The following is a 17,747-nucleotide window of genomic DNA, read 5'->3' as shown; positions in this document are numbered from 1 at the left end:
AATGAAAAATAGCATCCAAAAATTCTCAAACTTGCAATTTTTCATGATGATGATTGGATTCATCACGCCCTTTGGTCATTTCATTTTTATTCGATTGACATATGTCTACGCTGGCAGGAATGCTTGGATTTCACTTTTTTGCAGTGCCATTTTAGGCGTCATATTTATTTATATTCAATTCAAATCAGCTTCAAAATCACCAGACCAATCGCTTATTGGTGAATCTGTTCAAGCCTTTGGAACATGGTTTGGCAGAGTGATTGGATTTATGTATATTTGTTTTTTTCTACTCGCATGTTCCTTGTCTATTCATGTATTTACACAATTTTTAAATTTGTTATTTCCTTTAACTCCATCTTTCGTATTTGTATTTTTCCTTTTATTTACAATGGCATATGTTGTACATGCGGGTTCCGAGGCTTTAACCCGTACCATACAAGTGGCCTTGCCTGTGTTAATGGCCCTTGGATCTTTGGTAAGTATTCTTATTTTGAAGGAACGCGATTGGAAACAATTATTACCAATTATGGAGAATGGATTTTTCCCAGTTTGGCATGGATCCATCATTTTTCTAACTATGTTCGCAGAACTTGTGGTATTCCGAATGCTTATCCCACATACGAATACCCCTAAAAATTTGCCAAAACAAGGGCTATTCTTTGTGATGGTAGTTTTCTTCATGTTTCTTGGGCCCACCACAGGACCGATCATGATTTTTGGGGAGGATTTAGCTAGATCCACACTTTACCCTACCTTTGAGGAAATTCGCTACATTCAGCTTTTTGATTTTATCGAACGCCTCGATGTGCTCGGTATTTTTTTATGGGTAACTGGAGCATTTATTCGATCCTCCGTTTTCCTCCTTGGTGCCGCTGAGGGAATGGCTGAACTTTTCAAAGCTAACAAAAATAATCTTTATGTACTACCAATAACATTTTTCGTTTTTGCTCTTGAACTAAGCCTAAAATCTTACACACCGGAAAAAACATATCATTTTTTAGCATCATCTTATTCTGTCATCACGATATTTATTGGAATCTTGCTGCCTCTTATGATTGATATGGTCATTGGGTTTCGACATAAGTGGAAATCTGGTTGGAATGGTGGGAAAGAAGTTTGAAACGGTGGGTTTTATTGATTTTCATTTGTATTTTTTCTATATTGACTGCAGGCTGTTGGGATCGAATTGAAATAAACGACCTAGCATTGATTATGGCAACGGGTGTTGATGCAGCCTCAAACAATAAAATGAAAGTTAGCATCCAAATGGCCATTCCTTCTCAAGGAGAGTCACAAAACGGAAGTATGGCGAAAACAGGGAAATCTTATTTCGTGGTTGCTGACACTGGATCAGATATCTGGGGGACCACTTCCAGAATACAGGAAAAACTATCACGTCGGGTTTTTACTGCTCACAGACGGATTCTGATCATTGGAGAAAAGTTGGCATCACAAGGGATACAACCTATACTGGATGCATTTGTCCGCCACCCGGAATCTCGTCTTAGAACATATGTTGTTGTTGCAAAAGGTGCAACAGCAGAAAAAATACTAAAAGCATCCTACCCGCTTGAAAAAGCTCCAACCGAAGGTATTCGAGAGCTCCTTCACTCTCAAATAGGATTAGTTGTTGATTTAAAGGATTTATTGATGGATAGGTCCTCAAACCAATCGATTGTTCTCCCCACAATCGAGATTACAAATGGGAAAGGCAGCAGTAAAGTTTTTCGATTAAGCGGGGCCGCTGTCTTTCATCATGATAAATTAGCAGGTTATCTTGGTGATCATCAAACTCGTGAACTAATATGGTTACGGGGAAAAACGTTAAAAGCAGAATTGTCCATCAAAATTCCTAAATTAAAAGGCAGAATAAGCGCAGATATACTTAAAAAAGCCACAAATATGAAAGCTAGAAAAATACATGGAAGAATGGTTATGAAAATAGACACTTCGGCTAATATTGGAATCTCCGAAAATCAAACGAAATTGGATCTAGAAGACCCAGAAACAATTCATTCTATTGAACGTTTGTTTGCCAAAGAGTTAAAAAACAAATTGCACACAACATTAAAAGAAATACAGCAAAACTATAAATCAGATGTTGTGGGTTTTGGTGAGGTTATCCATCGTACCTACCCAAAGGATTGGAAAAGGATCAAACAAAATTGGGATATGGAATTTCCTCAAATAAAGGTAGTATTGCACACGGATGTGAAAATAAAGCGGACCGGAATGACAAGTTTACCAATAAATATCCCTGAAAAACAAATTAGAAAGAGTTTCCCTTAATTTGTTATTTTTTGCGAGATACAAACTGGTCTTACTCTAAAATTGAGGATGATATGCAAGTGGAGAGAATTAGCAAATTTCAATTATTAGCATTAATCATCTTCCATGAAATTGGAAGTACTACCCTTTTTGCACGAGGGATTGGTGCAAAGCAAGATGCTTGGATTGCAATTGTAATTGGCATGTTGATGGGTTTTGTCATCCTTTGGATCTATACACAAATCCAACTTACCTATCCGAATAAAAATTTACCAGAAATTTTATTCGCTGTTTTAGGAAAATGGGTGGCATGGCCATTGGCTTTGTTATATGCACTTAGTTTTTTTTTTACAGCGATCTTTAATCTTCGTGAGTTTACAGAACTTTTTACAATCACCATTTTACCAAGTACTCCATTAACCGTGTTAATTTTATTTGTTATGTTCACTTCCATCTATGCCGTTTCTTCTGGTATTGAGGTGCTGGCCCGTTCAGCTGAATTAGCCTTGCCATTTTATTTATTTTTTCTGCTACTAATTTTCACCCTAACATTAGCGTCTGGAATTGCAGATTTTTCAAAGTTAAAGCCTGTTTTAGAAAATGGATTTAAACCTGTTTTTTATAATGCATTTCCATCAATCTTAAATTTTCCATTTGGTGAAATGTCCATATTTCTTATGTATTGGAAATATGTAAATACAAAATCAGATTTTCGGAAAATATCCTTTGTATCTGTAGGTATATCAGGCATTTTCTTGATTGTATCCGTTATTATTATGATTTCAGTATTGGGTGTGCGGATCACCACTGGCACCTGGATTCCTCTGTTTGAGGTTATCAAACTAATCAATGTTGGCGATTTTATTACAAATTTAGATCCGATTGGGATTATCTTCATTTTAATTGGAGGTTTTTTTAAAATGACTCTTTTCTTTTACGGAGGAGTCTTGATCCTTCAAACATTATTTAAAATAACACATAAAAACTGGTTAATCATACTTTGCGCCATTTTTTTATCATCCGTTAGTATCTTGTACTTTCCAAATTTGACCTACCATCGTTGGGTAGGACTGAACATAAATACGCCGTATATTGACACGATGTTTTACATTATTATTCCAACCCTGATTCTAATGATCATATGGGTAAAATCTAAAGCACAAAAAGAGGAAAATAAGCATGCTAACAATTAAGCTGTTAAAGGAATCAGGAATTATTTCAATCATTCTTTTTATGGGTGGAGCAATATATGTGGTCATTCTTTTCCTAATTTTGTTTTATCAATTTATTTTACTTATTATTAGAAGAGTGACGAAAAAGAGAATAAATTGAAGGTTTCGGATCCCCTTTACTATTCTTATTTTTAGATTTTTTCGACAAAAGGATCGTGAATTCGAAGGATTTCTTCTGATAAAAGTCGAATAGCTATTTTGTAAGCTTTTTTGGTCGTCTCTGTAATCAAAGTGATTGCCAGAGGACGATTGAAAAATTTAGTGGAGGGGATTTTTATATGGTAGAAAACGGTAAGTATATTGATGTAAACGGTATCAATACCCACTATCATGAAGATGGTCAAGGGGAAGCATTACTGTTGATCCACGGCTCTGGCCCTGGGGTTTCAGCATGGGCGAACTGGAGATTAGTATTCCCAATTCTCTCAAAACATTATCATCTTTACGCACCAGATGTAGTTGGTTTTGGATATTCCGACAGACCTGAAGGTATTCAATACGGAATAGACGTCTGGGCAGAGCATATGATTAATTTTCTTGAAGCTGTTAATGAAAAGAAGGTTTCGATTATCGGGAATTCCTTTGGTGGTGCCATCGCATTGCATGTAGCTAAACGTCGCCCGGATCTTATTAACAAATTGATTCTGATGGGAAGTGTTGGGATCGATCATTCAATCGCATATGGCTTGGATGCCGTTTGGGGCTACCAGCCAAGCATCGAAAATATGAAAAATCTGATTAAAATATTTGCTTATGATCAAAGCATGGCTGAAAACGGTGATTTAGTGGAAATGCGCTACAAATCCAGTATCCAAGAAGGCTTCCAGGAATCGTTTTCATCAATGTTCCCAGAACCCCGCCAAAGACATGTTGATGCAATGGCGTTATCAATTGATGAATTAAGTGAAATACAGTTTCCGGTATTATTGATCCACGGCAGAGAAGATCAGGTCATTCCATTAGAAGAAACCAGCTTTAAACTAGTGAAGGCCCTTCCAGATGCTCAACTGCACGTATTCCCTCATTGTGGACACTGGGTGCAAATTGAAAAAACGAAAGAATTCGCTGGTCAGGTAATTGAGTTTTTAAATCCAGCTGTTAAATAAAAGGTAGTGTGGAAGGCTTCGACATTTGCACATGAATTTGAAAATGTCGAAGTTATTTTTTGTGAGTAAAACAATGCTAAAAAAAGGCTTACAAGGGATTTTTTCCTTGTAAGCCTTTTCTATTTTATCCGTACTTATTTTCCAATATTTATAACAACATCAGTGTTTGGCTTTGTTTGACAGGCAAGTGCATAGCCCTGTTCTATTTCATTGAGTGGAAGTACAGAGCGGGCAGAATGTCCCCGATCAACATCCCCTTCAAGAATTTGAATTTTGCAGATGCCGCATCCGCCGCCTTTACAGCCTACCTTTATTTTGACCCCATTTCGAATAGCTGTATCCAAAATAAAGTCATTATCATTTCCAATGATTGTCCGCTCATCAGGCTCTACCTTTATACAATAACTGCTCATTTGATCACCACGCAATTCCCATATTAAGAGAAGACTGATGTAAACCTTTCATTGAGTTCTTTATTATAGTAGAAAATCGCAGCACCAAGAGAATCAAATGTCCAAGTAATGGTTGGGAAATCTGCATACGTGATATATCCGCCGCAAAATACTTCGTTTCGGTTGCCAGATGGATCAAAGAAGTAAATGGTCGTTCCACGGGTAATACCATGACGTGTAGGCCCAATATCAATACTGACATGATTTTTGCCCATAATGTCGGCCGCCTTACGGATATCATTCCACTCATCAAGATAGAATGCTACATGGTGCACCCCAGCATTTGGTCCTTTAATAACGGCAATGTCGTGTGCTGTATTCGTAATAAAGAGCCATGTTGCCAACATACTTTCGCCATCATCAAGCAGTACCTTCTCACTCATCCCAAATCCAAACACTTCTTGTAACAATTTTGTGGTTCCTTCAACATCCTCACCGCTAATTAAGAGGTGATCTAGACGAGGTGGATGAATTCCAACTAATCCATCTGGCCATGGATCTGGATTGGTAAGCGGAAGACCGTTACCAACTACTTCAATTTGATGATAAAGTTCCATATATTGGCCAGTAGGGAGTTGGAAACGAACTGCTTCACCCTCGGCAATCCGCATTCCAGCAGGAGTGCGGGAAACCTCAACACCATATTCAATCAATTTTTGTTCATAATAATCTAGATCTGCTTCATCTTTTACCTTAAAAGCCAGATGGTCCAAGCCGGCAGAATCAGATTTTTCTAAGATGACGCTATGGTGGTCATACTCATCCCATGCTTTTAGGTAAACATGATTTTCATCTCTGGCGGTTTCTATTAAGCCAATAACTTTTTTATAGTACTCCACACTTTTTTCCCAGTTATGACATCTAAGCTGAACCCTTCCCAAACGCATAATTCCCATACTCTGATTCCTCCAGCATTTCAATTTTTTATATTTGGAATTGAACCTTACATGAATTATTCTAACGAAATATTACAAATATTCATACAATAGCTCGTGTCTAAATTCTTATCCTCCAACTAACACATTCAGTTAGACTGAATAGGTTGGTTAAAATGCCCTTTATTTATACTAAACCTACTTATTACCATTTTGATATTATTTAAGTGATTTTTGACTAACAATTATTTTAAGATTCACTTTAAACGCTATCCCATTGTAAAATAATGTGATCTTCATCCCAATCTCCTAAAAATCCATAGTATGATTGAACAACTATTTGAAGGTCTTTTGTTTGCCAATTTCCATCCAGACAATCCTCAACAGTTTCACGATTGATGACCAATTTATTCAATACTTCTACTTTTATCTTTTCTGGTAAACGGGTAACTACAACATTTTCATTATCTAGTTCGATTGCTTCGATGATTGCTTCCGTCACTTCGCCATTATTCAAATCTAAAGCCACATAACGGTTCCGTTCATCAATAATCGCCATCCCATTCCACTTCCTTTTTAAAGAGTTTAAAAGTTCAAAATCTAAACTATGATCCTTTAACTCTCTCCATTTATAAACTCCTAGCATAAATAATAATTGAATTTTCTAAATATTTATACGACTAGTGTAGTTGTATTTTATAATTTCATTCTGACTTAATCTGTTAAATTGATTAGGCTTAATAAGCCTACTTTAATCTATACGAATCTGTCTAATCTGTATTTTAATAAAGTTTAGTAGCTAATAAAAAAGAGGCCGTCTGGCGGACAGCCTCGAAGGTAACTTAGTCCAATTCTAATTTCCCTAACACTAAAAAAATATCTAACGCTAACTGTAACTCGAATCTCCTTGAAGAATCCATACTTTCCATATCTAGCAATTCCATAATTCTTTTTAATCGATAGCGCATACCACTTATCGAAATGTTCATGATCCGCGCTGTTTTATGGAGATTATGCTCACTTTCTATATATATATATAAGGTTTTCAATAATTCTGCATGATTGTTTTGGTCATATTCAAACAACTGACCTAATTGACCGTATGCAAACGATTCCAATTCTTCAGGATTTCGGGCATTTAACAAGAGCCCCACGTGACCTAACTCGGATGATAGAACAACCTGCTGGTTCTTCTGTTTAATTTTAGCAATTTCAATTGCTTTGTTTACTTCCTGATAGCCCTGACAAAACTTTGAAATATCACTATATATATTGCTAATACCTAATGTAACTTTAACGTCAAAAGGGTAATCCGATAACTGTCCAAGTAAATATTCGCCATACTGTTTTATTGGCAGCCTTTGTTGTTGAACAAACTTCAAAGGAACGAGGGAATAGACTTGGTCAATTTTTTCAGATATTAAACAATGATAACCTGCTTGCTGTAGTCTTGTTGTAAGTATATTAATAATTTTATTGCGAATCCCCGTACAATCATCTTTTTGTTCGTTGACATTTTGACTTTTATTATCCTCAAATTGGAATAAAACTACATAATATGGATCTGAGATATTATATCCAATATAATTTAACCGTTTTGTGATATATGAAATATCTGCTTCTTTATTTAATAACTCATCAAGCAGCTTACCCTTCATTCTCTGCTCAGTTTCTATCGTGTTTCTCTCAATATATAAATGAACAGCACAAACAGTAGCAGCCCGCTCCAATGCCACCACTTCCGTTTCTTCAAATGAGGCTTCGTTTTTTATCAGCGATACGAACCCAAATATTTGATTTCGGAGAATGACAGGGGAAATTAATCGATGTTCGTTCCCAAAACCAGTTGGAAGAGTAAGTTTGATTGTTCGTCTTTCTTCTAACAATTTATTAATCATATCCCGCTGCTCTTTTTGTAAATTGGAAGACTTTAATAAAGCTCTGAGCGAGAATAATGGATATTCTGAAGCTTGTGCAAAGCTGGCAAGAAGATCAAAGTTTGAATTTTCAATAGCTACAGAACAAACTAAACTTTCCCCGAGGGTCTTTGCAAGCGTATCTAAGCCTTTACCTTCTAAGACAATATTCGTTAATTTATGATGAATTTTTGATCCCAAATTTAAAGTCTCTTTTTGCTTTTCAATCCTTCGGTAGGCACAATCCAATTCATTTGCCATACTCTCCTCTTCATAGTTGACTAATTCATCAGCAACTTCGTCTCCCCACTCTTCTACAGTTTTTCCAATAAATCGGCATTGTTTATCTCCTTTTCCGATACATTCAACTTCTTTATAAATGATTTTTTTTCCAAAATATTCACTTGAATATCCACCAGCGTATCCGATCAAATTATAGCAAACCGATTGGTAATGGTGCGGGAAATGAAGCAAATGCTGCTCGGCTTCATAGGAATGATGCCAAATACCCTCAAGATAAAAAGTACCCGCTTCGATATTTACATCCAGTTTCGTAACCTCTGAAAATACACTTCCTAAAAGTGTATGTATTTGGGGACCTGCCAAGAGCCATTCCAGATCACTTCCCCACTCAAACATTCCCTTTAGATTTCTAGCATCGTTGACTCCTGAGTTCCATCCGTGCCGCAACAAGAATCGTTTCGCTCTTTCCATTCCAAGAGCGGCAATTAAGTCCTTCCGCAGCAACCCCCAAGCATCCGCACTTGAAATAATCATCCGCTTATCGTTTAAAAAGATTTCACCCTTACTTGATTGAAATGAAAGAAGATCTTTTAATGATATTTGTTCTTCCGTTTTCAAAAAAAGTACCTCCATTGTTTTTTATGTTTTGGAAATTCTATATAGCTATTAGAATACCGCAATAAAAATACTGTTATTTCAATGCTGTAAATGGTTCGTCGATTACTACGGATCTCTGTTTATTTTTATTTTACCGAAAAATCCCCTAGATTCATGTGATTTTTCACACCGAAAAAATCCTTGTTATTACTAAAATTTTAATTTGTTGAAAACTCGAATACAATATAGCTAAGTGTCAGAATTATGAATTTACTCATAATGTATTGTCGCTTTTATGAATCTTATTAAAAAAAAACTCCTGTTCAGGAGTTTTTTACTTCATCTTTTAAAGTTCTTCCTCTTTATTTAACCCAACAACTACCTGCTTAAACAGAGGAACAAGAGTAGCAGCACCAATAATAAGCAACAGCGCCGAGACCTCATAGATCGTTAATAATGAGAATACATTTTTCAGCCAGCCGCTGGCTGTCATGGTAATAACCATCGTCCCCATAAAAATTGGGTTTAAAATCCCATTTACCCGACCAATGAAACTTTCTTCTGTGTTCTGTAAGATCATTGTATTAATACCAATTTGTATTGCTGGCATAAATAAGCCGCTAACAAATTGGGCAATTAGTGTCAATGATAATGTTTCTGATATTCCAATCACAATAAAGCCAAAGGCACTGATGATCATTCCGCTCATAAGGAGTGCTTGAGGCGGGATTTTTTTTGCAACCGCCATCGTTAGCCCGCCGCCCAAAATCATTCCGGCTCCAAAAGCAGCCATCAGCCATTGCAGCAACTCTTTTGGTAAATCTAACTGCTCAGTAATAATGAAAACTGCAAGCGGTTGTGTCAATCCCATGGCTAATCCGGCTGCTGCAAAGCTCATTCCAAGTAATGTGAGTACACGAGAGTTCCATACATATTGAAAACCAGCCTTCATTTCAAATAATAGAGCGGTATTCTCTTTCTTCTCGTCAAGTTCTCTATCAGGAGGCAGCATAAAAAGTATTCCAGCTGAAAGTAAAAATGCAATCCCCATGATCGCGATCGCAATCGTAATGCCATAATGCTGATAAACAAAAGTGCCAATAATTGGACCAAGTATCATAAATGCAGCAAATAATGTTTGGTACATAGACATACCAAGTTGGATCAACTCATCATTTACGTGGAGCTTGAAAAGTTTCATCCCAGATGGTTGTGAAAACTGAGATAGAATCGACGAAACAAGTGTAGCAAAGAAAATAACCTTCCAGCTTCCAAAAATAAGAGTTAATAAGACTGCAAAAATGGAAATAGCGCTAAGAAAATCGCACCAAACCATTGTCTTTTTAGGCCTCCATCTATCAGCAAAAGTACCCCCGATAAAAGAAAACAAAAAAATGGGGGCAAATTCAGCTACTGAAATAAGTGACACAGCTACTGGATTTTCATGGGTTTTCTCAATTACGAATAACAGAATTGAGTAGTTGCGCACCCATATGCCTATTTGCAGGAACAGGGCTGAAAGTAAGATCGTTCTGATCACTCGGTTGCGGAACAATGCACCCATCGACATATCCGAATTTGTTTTGGACATAAAAAAACCTCCTTATCCATCATTCTGGACAGGAGGCAGAGATTTCATAAGAAGACAGAGTACAACCATTACATATGTACTCCCATCATTCAAAAAAAAGCCCGCACTAACCTATCCAGAAAAGAATTTCGCATAATACGAATTGACTTTTTCAGAAAAGATTTAGTAGATCATTGGCTTTTTTTCACTCTTTTCAAATTATGGTAATTTCATCTTACTTGATCCCCGTTTAAATTTCAAAGCTTTTTTATATTTTTGGAGCTTCCATTCCGATTTTGCTCCATTCTTCGCAGCCAGTCCGTATATGCCAGGAACAGTCAATCCTGCCTGTCTCATGAGGATCGTCATTTGGCCGCGATGATGAATGATATGCTTCATTAACAGAGAAAGCATCGCTGCTTTTTGCATTTCCCTGAAAAAGACTTCTTTTTTTTCCTTTAAAGATTCGTCCATCCATTGCTGTCTCACTGCTTCAGCAGCATTTATACTGAGGGCTCGATAGGTATCAGCTATTTTTTTGGCAGAGGTGGGAACATTATCTGATTGTTCCACTAATTGAACAGATATTCCAAATTCGTTCAGCATTCCTGGTGTGCTTGTCACGATATGCCATGCCAATCTCCCCAATGTCCGATCATTTGGGGACACTTCCTGCTGCAATGATTGATCCGTCAAAGCATCCAAAACTCTTTGCGTTGATTCAGCCTCTTGGTTCCATTCCTCAATAAATTCTGAAATTGATGTATACATATTTCATCCCCGCTTCATTATTTGGATTCACCAAAAAATTTTTCACTTTATTATACTTCTATCTTACTTTTCGAATTATGTATTTCTCCTGATACCTTTTATCTCATATGATTGCATATATGCCATTAGATTAGTGCAATTTAAAAACGATGTGAAGATGAAAGGAGATACTACAAATGCAAATGCAATCGCAATCGCAAACAAACCAGCCGCAAATTCCTAATCCGCCAAGAGCCATCACAACAAAAGATTTGCTCTATATTAAAGATGTTTTATCATGGGAATTATTAGCTTTTAAAAAGTTCCATCATCTAGCCCAACAAGTAACCAATCCGCAAATTAAGCAAGCACTAGAAAAAGCCGGGCAAATGCACCAAAATCACTATCAAAGATTACTTCCGCACCTGCAAGTTAATAACAACGTAGCATTAGCTAATTTACCGAATCAACAAACACCATTGCAGTAATATATATATTGGAGGTAATTTGTATGCAAAATCAACAGAATCAAAACAGCAAGCAAATTGCAAATCAGCAAACCGGGCAATTACCAAAAGTAAAAGGCCCAGAAATGAACGATCGTGATTTCATCAATGACGGCCTTAGTACATGTAAATATATAACTGACAGTTTAAACATAGCTGTCCGTGAAGCAAGTCACGATCAGCTTCATGCTGATTTAATACAAATACTGAATGAAACCCATCAGAACAGCCGTGAACTTTATAAACTGATGTTCCAAAATGGCTGGTACAAGCTTGAAGCAGAGGATCAGCAAAAGCTCGACCAGGCATACCAGCAATTTAGTAACTATTCAAGCCAATTCCCTTATCAATAATGAAATACGGATTAAAAAGATCCCTTTCACCGATTGATGGTGTAGAGGATCTTTTTTGTTTTATTCATCTGGATCAGGAGTGTTTACCATAATTCCGGCAACTTGAGTTAAGCGATCGTAAAATTCCACTCCAGCAGGATTTTGATCAAGACCAATTTCATGAAACGCTGCTTTCATACAGCGTAGCCAGGCACGTGCTCGTGTAGGAGTCACCTCGTGTGGCAAATGTCTCTGTCTCATTGCAGGTGGTCCAAATTCCATACTATACAGTGCTGGACCCCCTAAAAATTGGGGCAGAAACAATTTTTGCTTTCTTTTTATTTCTTCCATATCCCCTTCAAAAATTGGTCGCAAATCATTATCATCATAGACGCGAGGATAAAATGCTTCCACAAGTTTATCAATGGTTTCTAGACCGCCTATTTCTTCAAAAAGTGATTTAAAAGTGTATTCCAACTAATTCACCCTCATCCTTCCTTTGTTGCTAATATTATAAAGATATATCGGGTATGTTATCGTGATATTAATCACACCTACAATAATTTTCTACTATAAACAAAGTGTTTATATCATGCACAACTTGGTAATTTAGACCAAAGGAAAAATTAAAGATATTATAAAAACTTACCCGTTCTTATAAATATATCAACCCATTTTGCCGTTTCCTGTTGGTGATGTATTTCATTGTGCCCATATGGCAATGTAATACAATCTTTTAGCTCGGGATAATACACAGAGCTAAGTTCAACTCGTCCATCGTTTTCGTCACGAATTAAATTCCCCCAAAAAAGGTTATTTTTATTACCCGCTATTGCTGCGATTTCAATATCAGGAGCAGAAGTAAATTCAATTTGTTCAATGTATTCATATTTTAGCGATCTTAACGTCCGATAAATTTCCCCCACTGGTTTAATACTAGCAGCAATATTTGCTAGCTTACTTCCCTTATTGGGTGTAGCGATAAGAACGCATCTTCCAATACTAGATAAATGCTTTGTTTCAGAAACAAATTTTCTAATAACTAATCCACCTGTACTATGACCAACAAGATTTATTTTTTCTCCATTTTTTAAATTGGATTCAATCAGTTTCTCCAATATCACTTCTAATTCAAGTGCAGAATGGTCAAACTCTTTAAAAGTTAATGGCAAATTTGGCACCATACATTCATATCCAAGTAACTCCAAATTTTGTACAAGGGGTTTCATATCTTTAGGACTTTTACCAAATCCATGGATTAATATTGCTTTAATTAGTAGGTCCTCCCAACCTTTGAATTTTTTCTCTTAAAAATATTCAACGTTAGTATATCATTTTGAAGTATAATCACTATAGATTCAAAAAAATGAACAAGATAGTACCATACATTTAAAAATTGTGTTATCATGACAAAAAATTCCATATGATGAACTGTCATGGATAGTATAAAATAAACTGGGGTGTAAAATTTTGAAAAAAATCATCAGTATTCTTTTCGTGATTTCAATTATTCTTTTTGGCTATACTCAAAAAGATATCTTAATTGAACTGGTCAAACAAGACGGACCATATGCTGTATTAATCAGTATGCTGATGGTTACTATATGTGTTTTTTTTCCAGTGGTTCCCTTTACCGTTCTCGGGGGAATGATTGGCGCCCTCTTCGGTGCCACTGAAGGCTTATTCATTTCTTATACTGGTGCAATGATTGGGACATTATTGTTCTTTTTTATTTCTAGATATGGTTTCAGAGATTGGGCCCAAAGTACATTGCAAAAATATCCAAAGGTAATGGAATACCAGGAAATATTAAATCGAAACTCCTTCATTGCGATCCTAGTTGCGAGATTAATCCCCATTATTCCTGCACCCGTCTTCAATGCAGCATGCGGTTTAAGTAAAGTGGATTGGAAAATATTCTTTCTGGCTTCTGCAATAGGGAAAATACCAAATATTTTTATTGTATCCTTTGCTGGAGCAAACATCATTCACAACAAATGGTTTTCGATTAGTCTTTATGGCTCTTATCTTCTTATTATTTCCATGGCTGCCTGCTTTATTGTTTCCAAGCGGATGCCTAAAGTGCTCCCAGAAAAAAATACTAAATAAGTTTTCCAACACTGTCCATGGGCTCCTTCTCATGGACAGTTTGTATATGTTCTTTATCTTTTTCACCCTCTTAAAACATAGCAACTGAGCTGTGAGTTTTCGTATTGCAATCAATCTATCAATCATTTATATTTACTTGTGACTATAAGGTCATTTTGTACAAAAACTTAGGCAGGGGGTCCCATTTTCATAATGAATTGGCTAACACGATTTTCGTTAAAAAATACAGCGGCTGTTTTGATTATTGCAGTACTCATTGCTTTTGGTGGCAGCTACTCAGCAGTTAATCTTAAAAAAGAAACAATGCCAGATGTAAACATTCCAATTATCGCCATTATTACCCCATATCCTGGAGCTGCTCCAGACGATATTAAGGATTTAGTATCAGAACCGCTCTCTAAATCTTTATCAGGAATACCTGGATTAAAGGATATTAGCACAACCTCATCGGATAATATTTCGGCGATTGTTGCTCAATTTGATTATTCAGCAAATTTAGATGATGCCAAACAAAAAATTGAAGATGCCGTTAAGAATGTAAAATTACCCGAAGGTGTGGTAACACCACAAGTAACACGGATCAGCTTTGGGTCTTTTCCAATTTTAAAGGTTTCATTATCAAATAAACACCTTTCAGATGGAGAATTAGAAAAACAAGTACGCGAAAATATTGTGTCAAACTTAACAACCGTTGCCGGTGTTGGGCAAGTCAATGTATCCACCCAACGAGACAGCGGCGTTTACGTACGGTTATTACCTGACAAACTAAAAGAAAAAGGGATTACCTTCCAACAAGTCCAGCAGCAATTGCAAGGAAACAATATGTCCTTCCCTATAACGTCTCTAACGATTGGGGACCAATCAAAACCCGTCCGTTTATCCGGAAAAATTACATCTGCAGATGATGTTCGTAATTTGCTCATTCCGATTTTTCCAGATTCACAAAAGGCGATGGCCAATACATTTTCACAGATTGGAAAAGGCGTTTCCGACCTGGGACAGGCCGTAGGGCAATTGGGTCAATCTGTTGGTCAATTAGGTCAAGGCATGGCAGGAATGAATCAGGCCTTGTCAGCCCAAATTCAATTAGTGTCAGCCATTGGCGACACCCAAAACCAACTGACTGATGCAAAATTTGCCTTGCAACAGCAAAATGTAATCCTCACAAATCCAAGTTCAACTGCCGAGGAAAAAGCAAAAGCACAACAAACCATTTTACAGCTTTCAAAACAAATTCAAATTGGGCAGACAGCACTAAATGCAATGCAGCAACAACTAAAAACATTGCAGGAAGCAATGAAAAACACAGGCACCCAAAATGGGCAGCAACAGCTGCAACAAAAACAAAAGTCGGCAACAGTAGAAAATCAAACACCTGCAGCCAACAATGACCAATCAATACAGTTAGTTGCATTGAAGGATATTGCCGAGATTAAAACAGGTAGTGAAAACGCCTCTGCCATTTCCAGAACAAATGGAGCTCCGAGCGTTGTCCTTGATATCATTAAAACACAGGATTCTAATACAGTTGATGTAGCTGATGGAGTCAAAACACAACTTGCTAAACTAAAAGGAGATCTGCCAAAAGGGACAGATGTGACGGTTGTTTTTGATCAATCCACTGCTGTAAAACAATCCATTAATGGGATGCTTAAAGAAGGAATTCTAGGCGCCATATTTGCCTGTATCGTTATTCTATTATTTTTAAGAAACGTACGTTCAACCCTTATTTCGGTTATTTCGATTCCGCTGTCGATTTTAATTGCAATGTTATTTTTAAAACAACTTAATATTACCCTTAATGTCATGACATTAGGCGGATTAGCTGTTGCAGTTGGACGTGTTGTTGATGATAGTATTGTTGTCATCGAAAATACGTACAGACAAATTATGAAGACAAAAGACAGGGATACCAATGTTATTTTGTTAGGTGTAAAAGAAGTTGCCTCAGCTATTACATCGAGTACATTAACAACAATGGCTGTGTTTTTACCACTTGGTTTAGTAAGTGGGATGATCGGTAAAATCTTTTTACCGTTTGCATTAACCGTGGTCTTCTCTCTTTTAGCATCACTTATTGTAGCGGTAACGGTTGTACCCCTTTTAGCAAAATTATTTTTGTTAAAGCAGAAAAATCTCGCACATGAACATGCTGGAAATGGAAAATTGAAGAAAAAGTATCAAACAACATTGAACTGGGCACTGAATCATAAGCTGATTGTATCAATCGGATCGATTTTGCTTCTTATTGGAAGTCTTTCATTAATTCCTCTAATCGGTACAGGCTTTATTCCGCAATCAAAGGATAAGTATGTGAACGTGGATATCACTTACCCTGTAGGAACAACATTAAAGACAACCGATGAAACAGTTAAAAAAGTGGAATCACTGCTGGCGAAGGCGAAAAATATTGATTTCTACCAGACCACCATTGGCTCTGCCAAAGGTTCCTTGAACACAACCGGGAAAATTTCTGGTACGAACTCCGGTACAATTTTTGTAAAGCTCTCGGATACAGCTGATGTTGAAGTGACTGTGAAAAAACTTCAAAAGGAAGTTAATCCTTTGACGAATGCTCAGGCAAAAATCCAGGTTACCCAAATGAATCCAAATGGCGGAAACAACAATAATGTTGAAGTGACTGTCACTGGTAGCAACTTAGGAGAAGTAAAAGAAGCAACAAATATATTAACAAAGCAATTTAAAAAAATAACGGATGTTTCTGACATTGAAAACAATTTAAGTGAATCAAAACCACAAATCAACATCAATGTCAAAAAAGATGCAGCTGCTGCAGAGGGGTTAACAACGGCTCAGATTATGGGTTCGGTTCAACAATTATTAACAGACCAAAAAGTAACCACCTTTAAAATAGGTAAAGATCAGGTAGATGTCAATCTCGGTCTAAAAATTGATCCTCCATCGAAAATCGAGGATATTTCCTCCTTAGAAATTAAAACAACTATGGGAAAAACACTGCATTTATCCGATGTGGCTGACATTCAAGAAGTTCAGGGTCCTGTCAGCATACAAGAAAAGAATGGAGAACAATATGCAACGATAACACTTTCATCGAAATCGAATGATGTGGGCAGCATTACCAAACAGGTAACTTCTCAATTGAAAGATGTGAAGCTTCCGGGTACTGTAAAGGCTTCAATTGGCGGTGTATCCTCGCAAATGAATGAAGGGTTTTCACAGCTTGGGATGGCCTTGCTCGTTGCAATTGGCGCTGTTTACCTTGTAATGGTTATCGCCTTTGGTGAAGCAAAAGCCCCATTTACGATCTTGTTTGCACTTCCTCTTGCAATTATCGGAGGATTAGTTGGCTTATTTATATCTGGAAAGGTTCTTGATATGCCAGCGATGATTGGAGCACTGATGCTTGTCGGAATTGCCGTTACAAATGCAATTGTGCTTGTTGACCGTGTTCAGCAGCAACGTAAAAAAGGATTGTCCATTCGTGAAGCATTACTTGAAGCTGGTGCGACTCGGTTACGTCCAATCTTAATGACGGCCATAGCAACAATATGTGCACTGCTGCCGATGTCACTTGGCATGTCCGAAGGTGCACTGCTCTCACAATCACTGGCTATTGTTGTAATCGGCGGGCTTACAACATCAACATTCTTAACACTAATAGTTGTTCCTGTCGTATATGAATTGATCTACCATAAACAACGAAAAAATGAGAAATTACTAAACGAACTCGCATAATAGAATATTCAAAAAGACCAAGGTCACCTCAGACTTTGGTCTTTTTTGTATTATTATACGAATCACCATGTATA

The 17,747-nt window shown here is 36.9% G+C and carries 17 protein-coding genes; 9 read left to right on the top strand and 8 right to left on the bottom strand.

Annotation, left to right across the window (positions count from 1 at the left end):
• Position 1 precedes the first annotated feature (1 nt).
• The 5 genes from RCG17_RS25675 (at position 2) to RCG17_RS25655 (ending at position 4,606) form a co-directional block, all read left to right on the top strand.
• Positions 2-1,120 (top strand): GerAB/ArcD/ProY family transporter, encoded by a 1,119-nt coding sequence (locus tag RCG17_RS25675; protein ID WP_308172847.1) that lies wholly within the window; start codon positions 2-4, stop codon positions 1,118-1,120.
• Entirely contained in the window at positions 1,117-2,289 is a 1,173-nt protein-coding gene (locus tag RCG17_RS25670) for a Ger(x)C family spore germination protein (RefSeq protein ID WP_308172846.1), read from the top strand. Before RCG17_RS25675 ends, RCG17_RS25670 begins: the two co-directional genes overlap by 4 nt.
• A 59-nt stretch (positions 2,290-2,348) precedes the next feature.
• On the top strand, positions 2,349-3,461 hold the full coding sequence (locus tag RCG17_RS25665; RefSeq protein ID WP_308172845.1) for a GerAB/ArcD/ProY family transporter: 1,113 nt from the start codon (positions 2,349-2,351) through the stop codon (positions 3,459-3,461).
• On the top strand, positions 3,448-3,600 hold the full coding sequence (locus RCG17_RS25660) for a hypothetical protein (protein WP_308172844.1): 153 nt from the start codon (positions 3,448-3,450) through the stop codon (positions 3,598-3,600). The genes RCG17_RS25665 and RCG17_RS25660 overlap by 14 nt, the downstream gene beginning before the upstream one ends.
• Positions 3,601-3,778: 178 nt before the next feature.
• Positions 3,779-4,606: an alpha/beta fold hydrolase gene (locus RCG17_RS25655; RefSeq protein ID WP_308172843.1), complete on the top strand. Its 828-nt coding sequence runs from the start codon at positions 3,779-3,781 to the stop codon at positions 4,604-4,606.
• Positions 4,607-4,740: 134 nt separating this feature from the next.
• On the opposite strand, the gene RCG17_RS25650 is transcribed toward RCG17_RS25655, so the two are convergent.
• The 6 genes from RCG17_RS25650 to RCG17_RS25625 all read right to left on the bottom strand — a co-directional run bounded on the left by RCG17_RS25650 (position 4,741) and on the right by RCG17_RS25625 (position 11,030).
• Positions 4,741-5,019, bottom strand: coding sequence for a 2Fe-2S iron-sulfur cluster-binding protein (locus RCG17_RS25650; protein WP_308172842.1), 279 nt, complete (start codon positions 5,017-5,019; stop codon positions 4,741-4,743).
• A 23-nt stretch (positions 5,020-5,042) separates the two neighbouring features.
• On the bottom strand, positions 5,043-5,954 hold the full coding sequence (locus RCG17_RS25645; protein ID WP_308172841.1) for a catechol 2,3-dioxygenase: 912 nt from the start codon (positions 5,952-5,954) through the stop codon (positions 5,043-5,045).
• Between the two features lie 241 nt (positions 5,955-6,195).
• Positions 6,196-6,492: an MmoB/DmpM family protein gene (locus RCG17_RS25640; protein ID WP_308172840.1), complete on the bottom strand. Its 297-nt coding sequence runs from the start codon at positions 6,490-6,492 to the stop codon at positions 6,196-6,198.
• Positions 6,493-6,775: 283 nt separating this feature from the next.
• Positions 6,776-8,710 (bottom strand): XylR N-terminal domain-containing protein, encoded by a 1,935-nt coding sequence (locus RCG17_RS25635; protein ID WP_308172839.1) that lies wholly within the window; start codon positions 8,708-8,710, stop codon positions 6,776-6,778.
• A gap of 325 nt (positions 8,711-9,035) precedes the next feature.
• Positions 9,036-10,280, bottom strand: a complete 1,245-nt coding sequence (locus RCG17_RS25630; RefSeq protein WP_308172838.1) for an MFS transporter — start codon at positions 10,278-10,280, stop codon at positions 9,036-9,038.
• 198 nt (positions 10,281-10,478) lie between these two features.
• Positions 10,479-11,030, bottom strand: coding sequence for a DinB family protein (locus RCG17_RS25625; protein ID WP_308172837.1), 552 nt, complete (start codon positions 11,028-11,030; stop codon positions 10,479-10,481).
• 176 nt (positions 11,031-11,206) lie between these two features.
• On the opposite strand from RCG17_RS25625, the gene RCG17_RS25620 reads away from it, so the two are divergent.
• Together RCG17_RS25620 and RCG17_RS25615 are read left to right on the top strand one after the other, a co-directional pair.
• Positions 11,207-11,497, top strand: coding sequence for a ferritin-like domain-containing protein (locus tag RCG17_RS25620; protein ID WP_308172836.1), 291 nt, complete (start codon positions 11,207-11,209; stop codon positions 11,495-11,497).
• Between the two features lie 23 nt (positions 11,498-11,520).
• Positions 11,521-11,868 carry a spore coat protein gene (locus tag RCG17_RS25615; protein WP_308172835.1) on the top strand — a complete coding sequence of 116 codons (348 nt, stop codon included), beginning with the start codon at positions 11,521-11,523 and terminating at the stop codon, positions 11,866-11,868.
• A gap of 60 nt (positions 11,869-11,928) precedes the next feature.
• Here RCG17_RS25615 and RCG17_RS25610 read toward each other — a convergent pair whose 3' ends face one another.
• Complete coding sequence (locus tag RCG17_RS25610) at positions 11,929-12,324, bottom strand: globin domain-containing protein (RefSeq protein ID WP_308172834.1); 396 nt, start codon at positions 12,322-12,324, stop codon at positions 11,929-11,931.
• Positions 12,325-12,482: 158 nt separating this feature from the next.
• Positions 12,483-13,106 carry a PGAP1-like alpha/beta domain-containing protein gene (locus tag RCG17_RS25605; RefSeq protein ID WP_308175956.1) on the bottom strand — a complete coding sequence of 208 codons (624 nt, stop codon included), beginning with the start codon at positions 13,104-13,106 and terminating at the stop codon, positions 12,483-12,485.
• A 211-nt stretch (positions 13,107-13,317) separates the two neighbouring features.
• On the opposite strand from RCG17_RS25605, the gene RCG17_RS25600 reads away from it, so the two are divergent.
• Positions 13,318-13,956 (top strand): TVP38/TMEM64 family protein, encoded by a 639-nt coding sequence (locus tag RCG17_RS25600; protein WP_308172833.1) that lies wholly within the window; start codon positions 13,318-13,320, stop codon positions 13,954-13,956.
• A 192-nt stretch (positions 13,957-14,148) separates the two neighbouring features.
• Positions 14,149-17,673, top strand: coding sequence for an efflux RND transporter permease subunit (locus tag RCG17_RS25595; protein WP_308172832.1), 3,525 nt, complete (start codon positions 14,149-14,151; stop codon positions 17,671-17,673).
• Positions 17,674-17,747 lie beyond the last annotated feature (74 nt).

It is taken from the genome of Neobacillus sp. PS3-12, from assembly GCF_030915385.1.
In the GTDB taxonomy this organism is placed as follows: domain Bacteria; phylum Bacillota; class Bacilli; order Bacillales; family Cytobacillaceae; genus JAEVLT01.
Note: the sequence above shows the minus strand (reverse complement) of the source record. Positions and strands in the feature narration are given on the sequence as shown.

What these genes read in the sequence shown, in the direction of transcription:
- RCG17_RS25660 (WP_308172844.1), top strand. Translation starts at nt 3,448, where the DNA reads ATGCTAACAATTAAGCTGTTAAAGGAATCAGGAATTATTTCAATCATT.
- RCG17_RS25640 (WP_308172840.1), bottom strand. Translation starts at nt 6,492, where the DNA reads ATGGCGATTATTGATGAACGGAACCGTTATGTGGCTTTAGATTTGAAT.
- RCG17_RS25595 (WP_308172832.1), top strand. Translation starts at nt 14,149, where the DNA reads ATGAATTGGCTAACACGATTTTCGTTAAAAAATACAGCGGCTGTTTTG.
- RCG17_RS25620 (WP_308172836.1), top strand. Translation starts at nt 11,207, where the DNA reads ATGCAAATGCAATCGCAATCGCAAACAAACCAGCCGCAAATTCCTAAT.
- RCG17_RS25655 (WP_308172843.1), top strand. Translation starts at nt 3,779, where the DNA reads ATGGTAGAAAACGGTAAGTATATTGATGTAAACGGTATCAATACCCAC.
- RCG17_RS25630 (WP_308172838.1), bottom strand. Translation starts at nt 10,280, where the DNA reads ATGTCCAAAACAAATTCGGATATGTCGATGGGTGCATTGTTCCGCAAC.
- RCG17_RS25675 (WP_308172847.1), top strand. Translation starts at nt 2, where the DNA reads ATGAAAAATAGCATCCAAAAATTCTCAAACTTGCAATTTTTCATGATG.
- RCG17_RS25645 (WP_308172841.1), bottom strand. Translation starts at nt 5,954, where the DNA reads ATGGGAATTATGCGTTTGGGAAGGGTTCAGCTTAGATGTCATAACTGG.
- RCG17_RS25650 (WP_308172842.1), bottom strand. Translation starts at nt 5,019, where the DNA reads ATGAGCAGTTATTGTATAAAGGTAGAGCCTGATGAGCGGACAATCATT.
- RCG17_RS25625 (WP_308172837.1), bottom strand. Translation starts at nt 11,030, where the DNA reads ATGTATACATCAATTTCAGAATTTATTGAGGAATGGAACCAAGAGGCT.
- RCG17_RS25615 (WP_308172835.1), top strand. Translation starts at nt 11,521, where the DNA reads ATGCAAAATCAACAGAATCAAAACAGCAAGCAAATTGCAAATCAGCAA.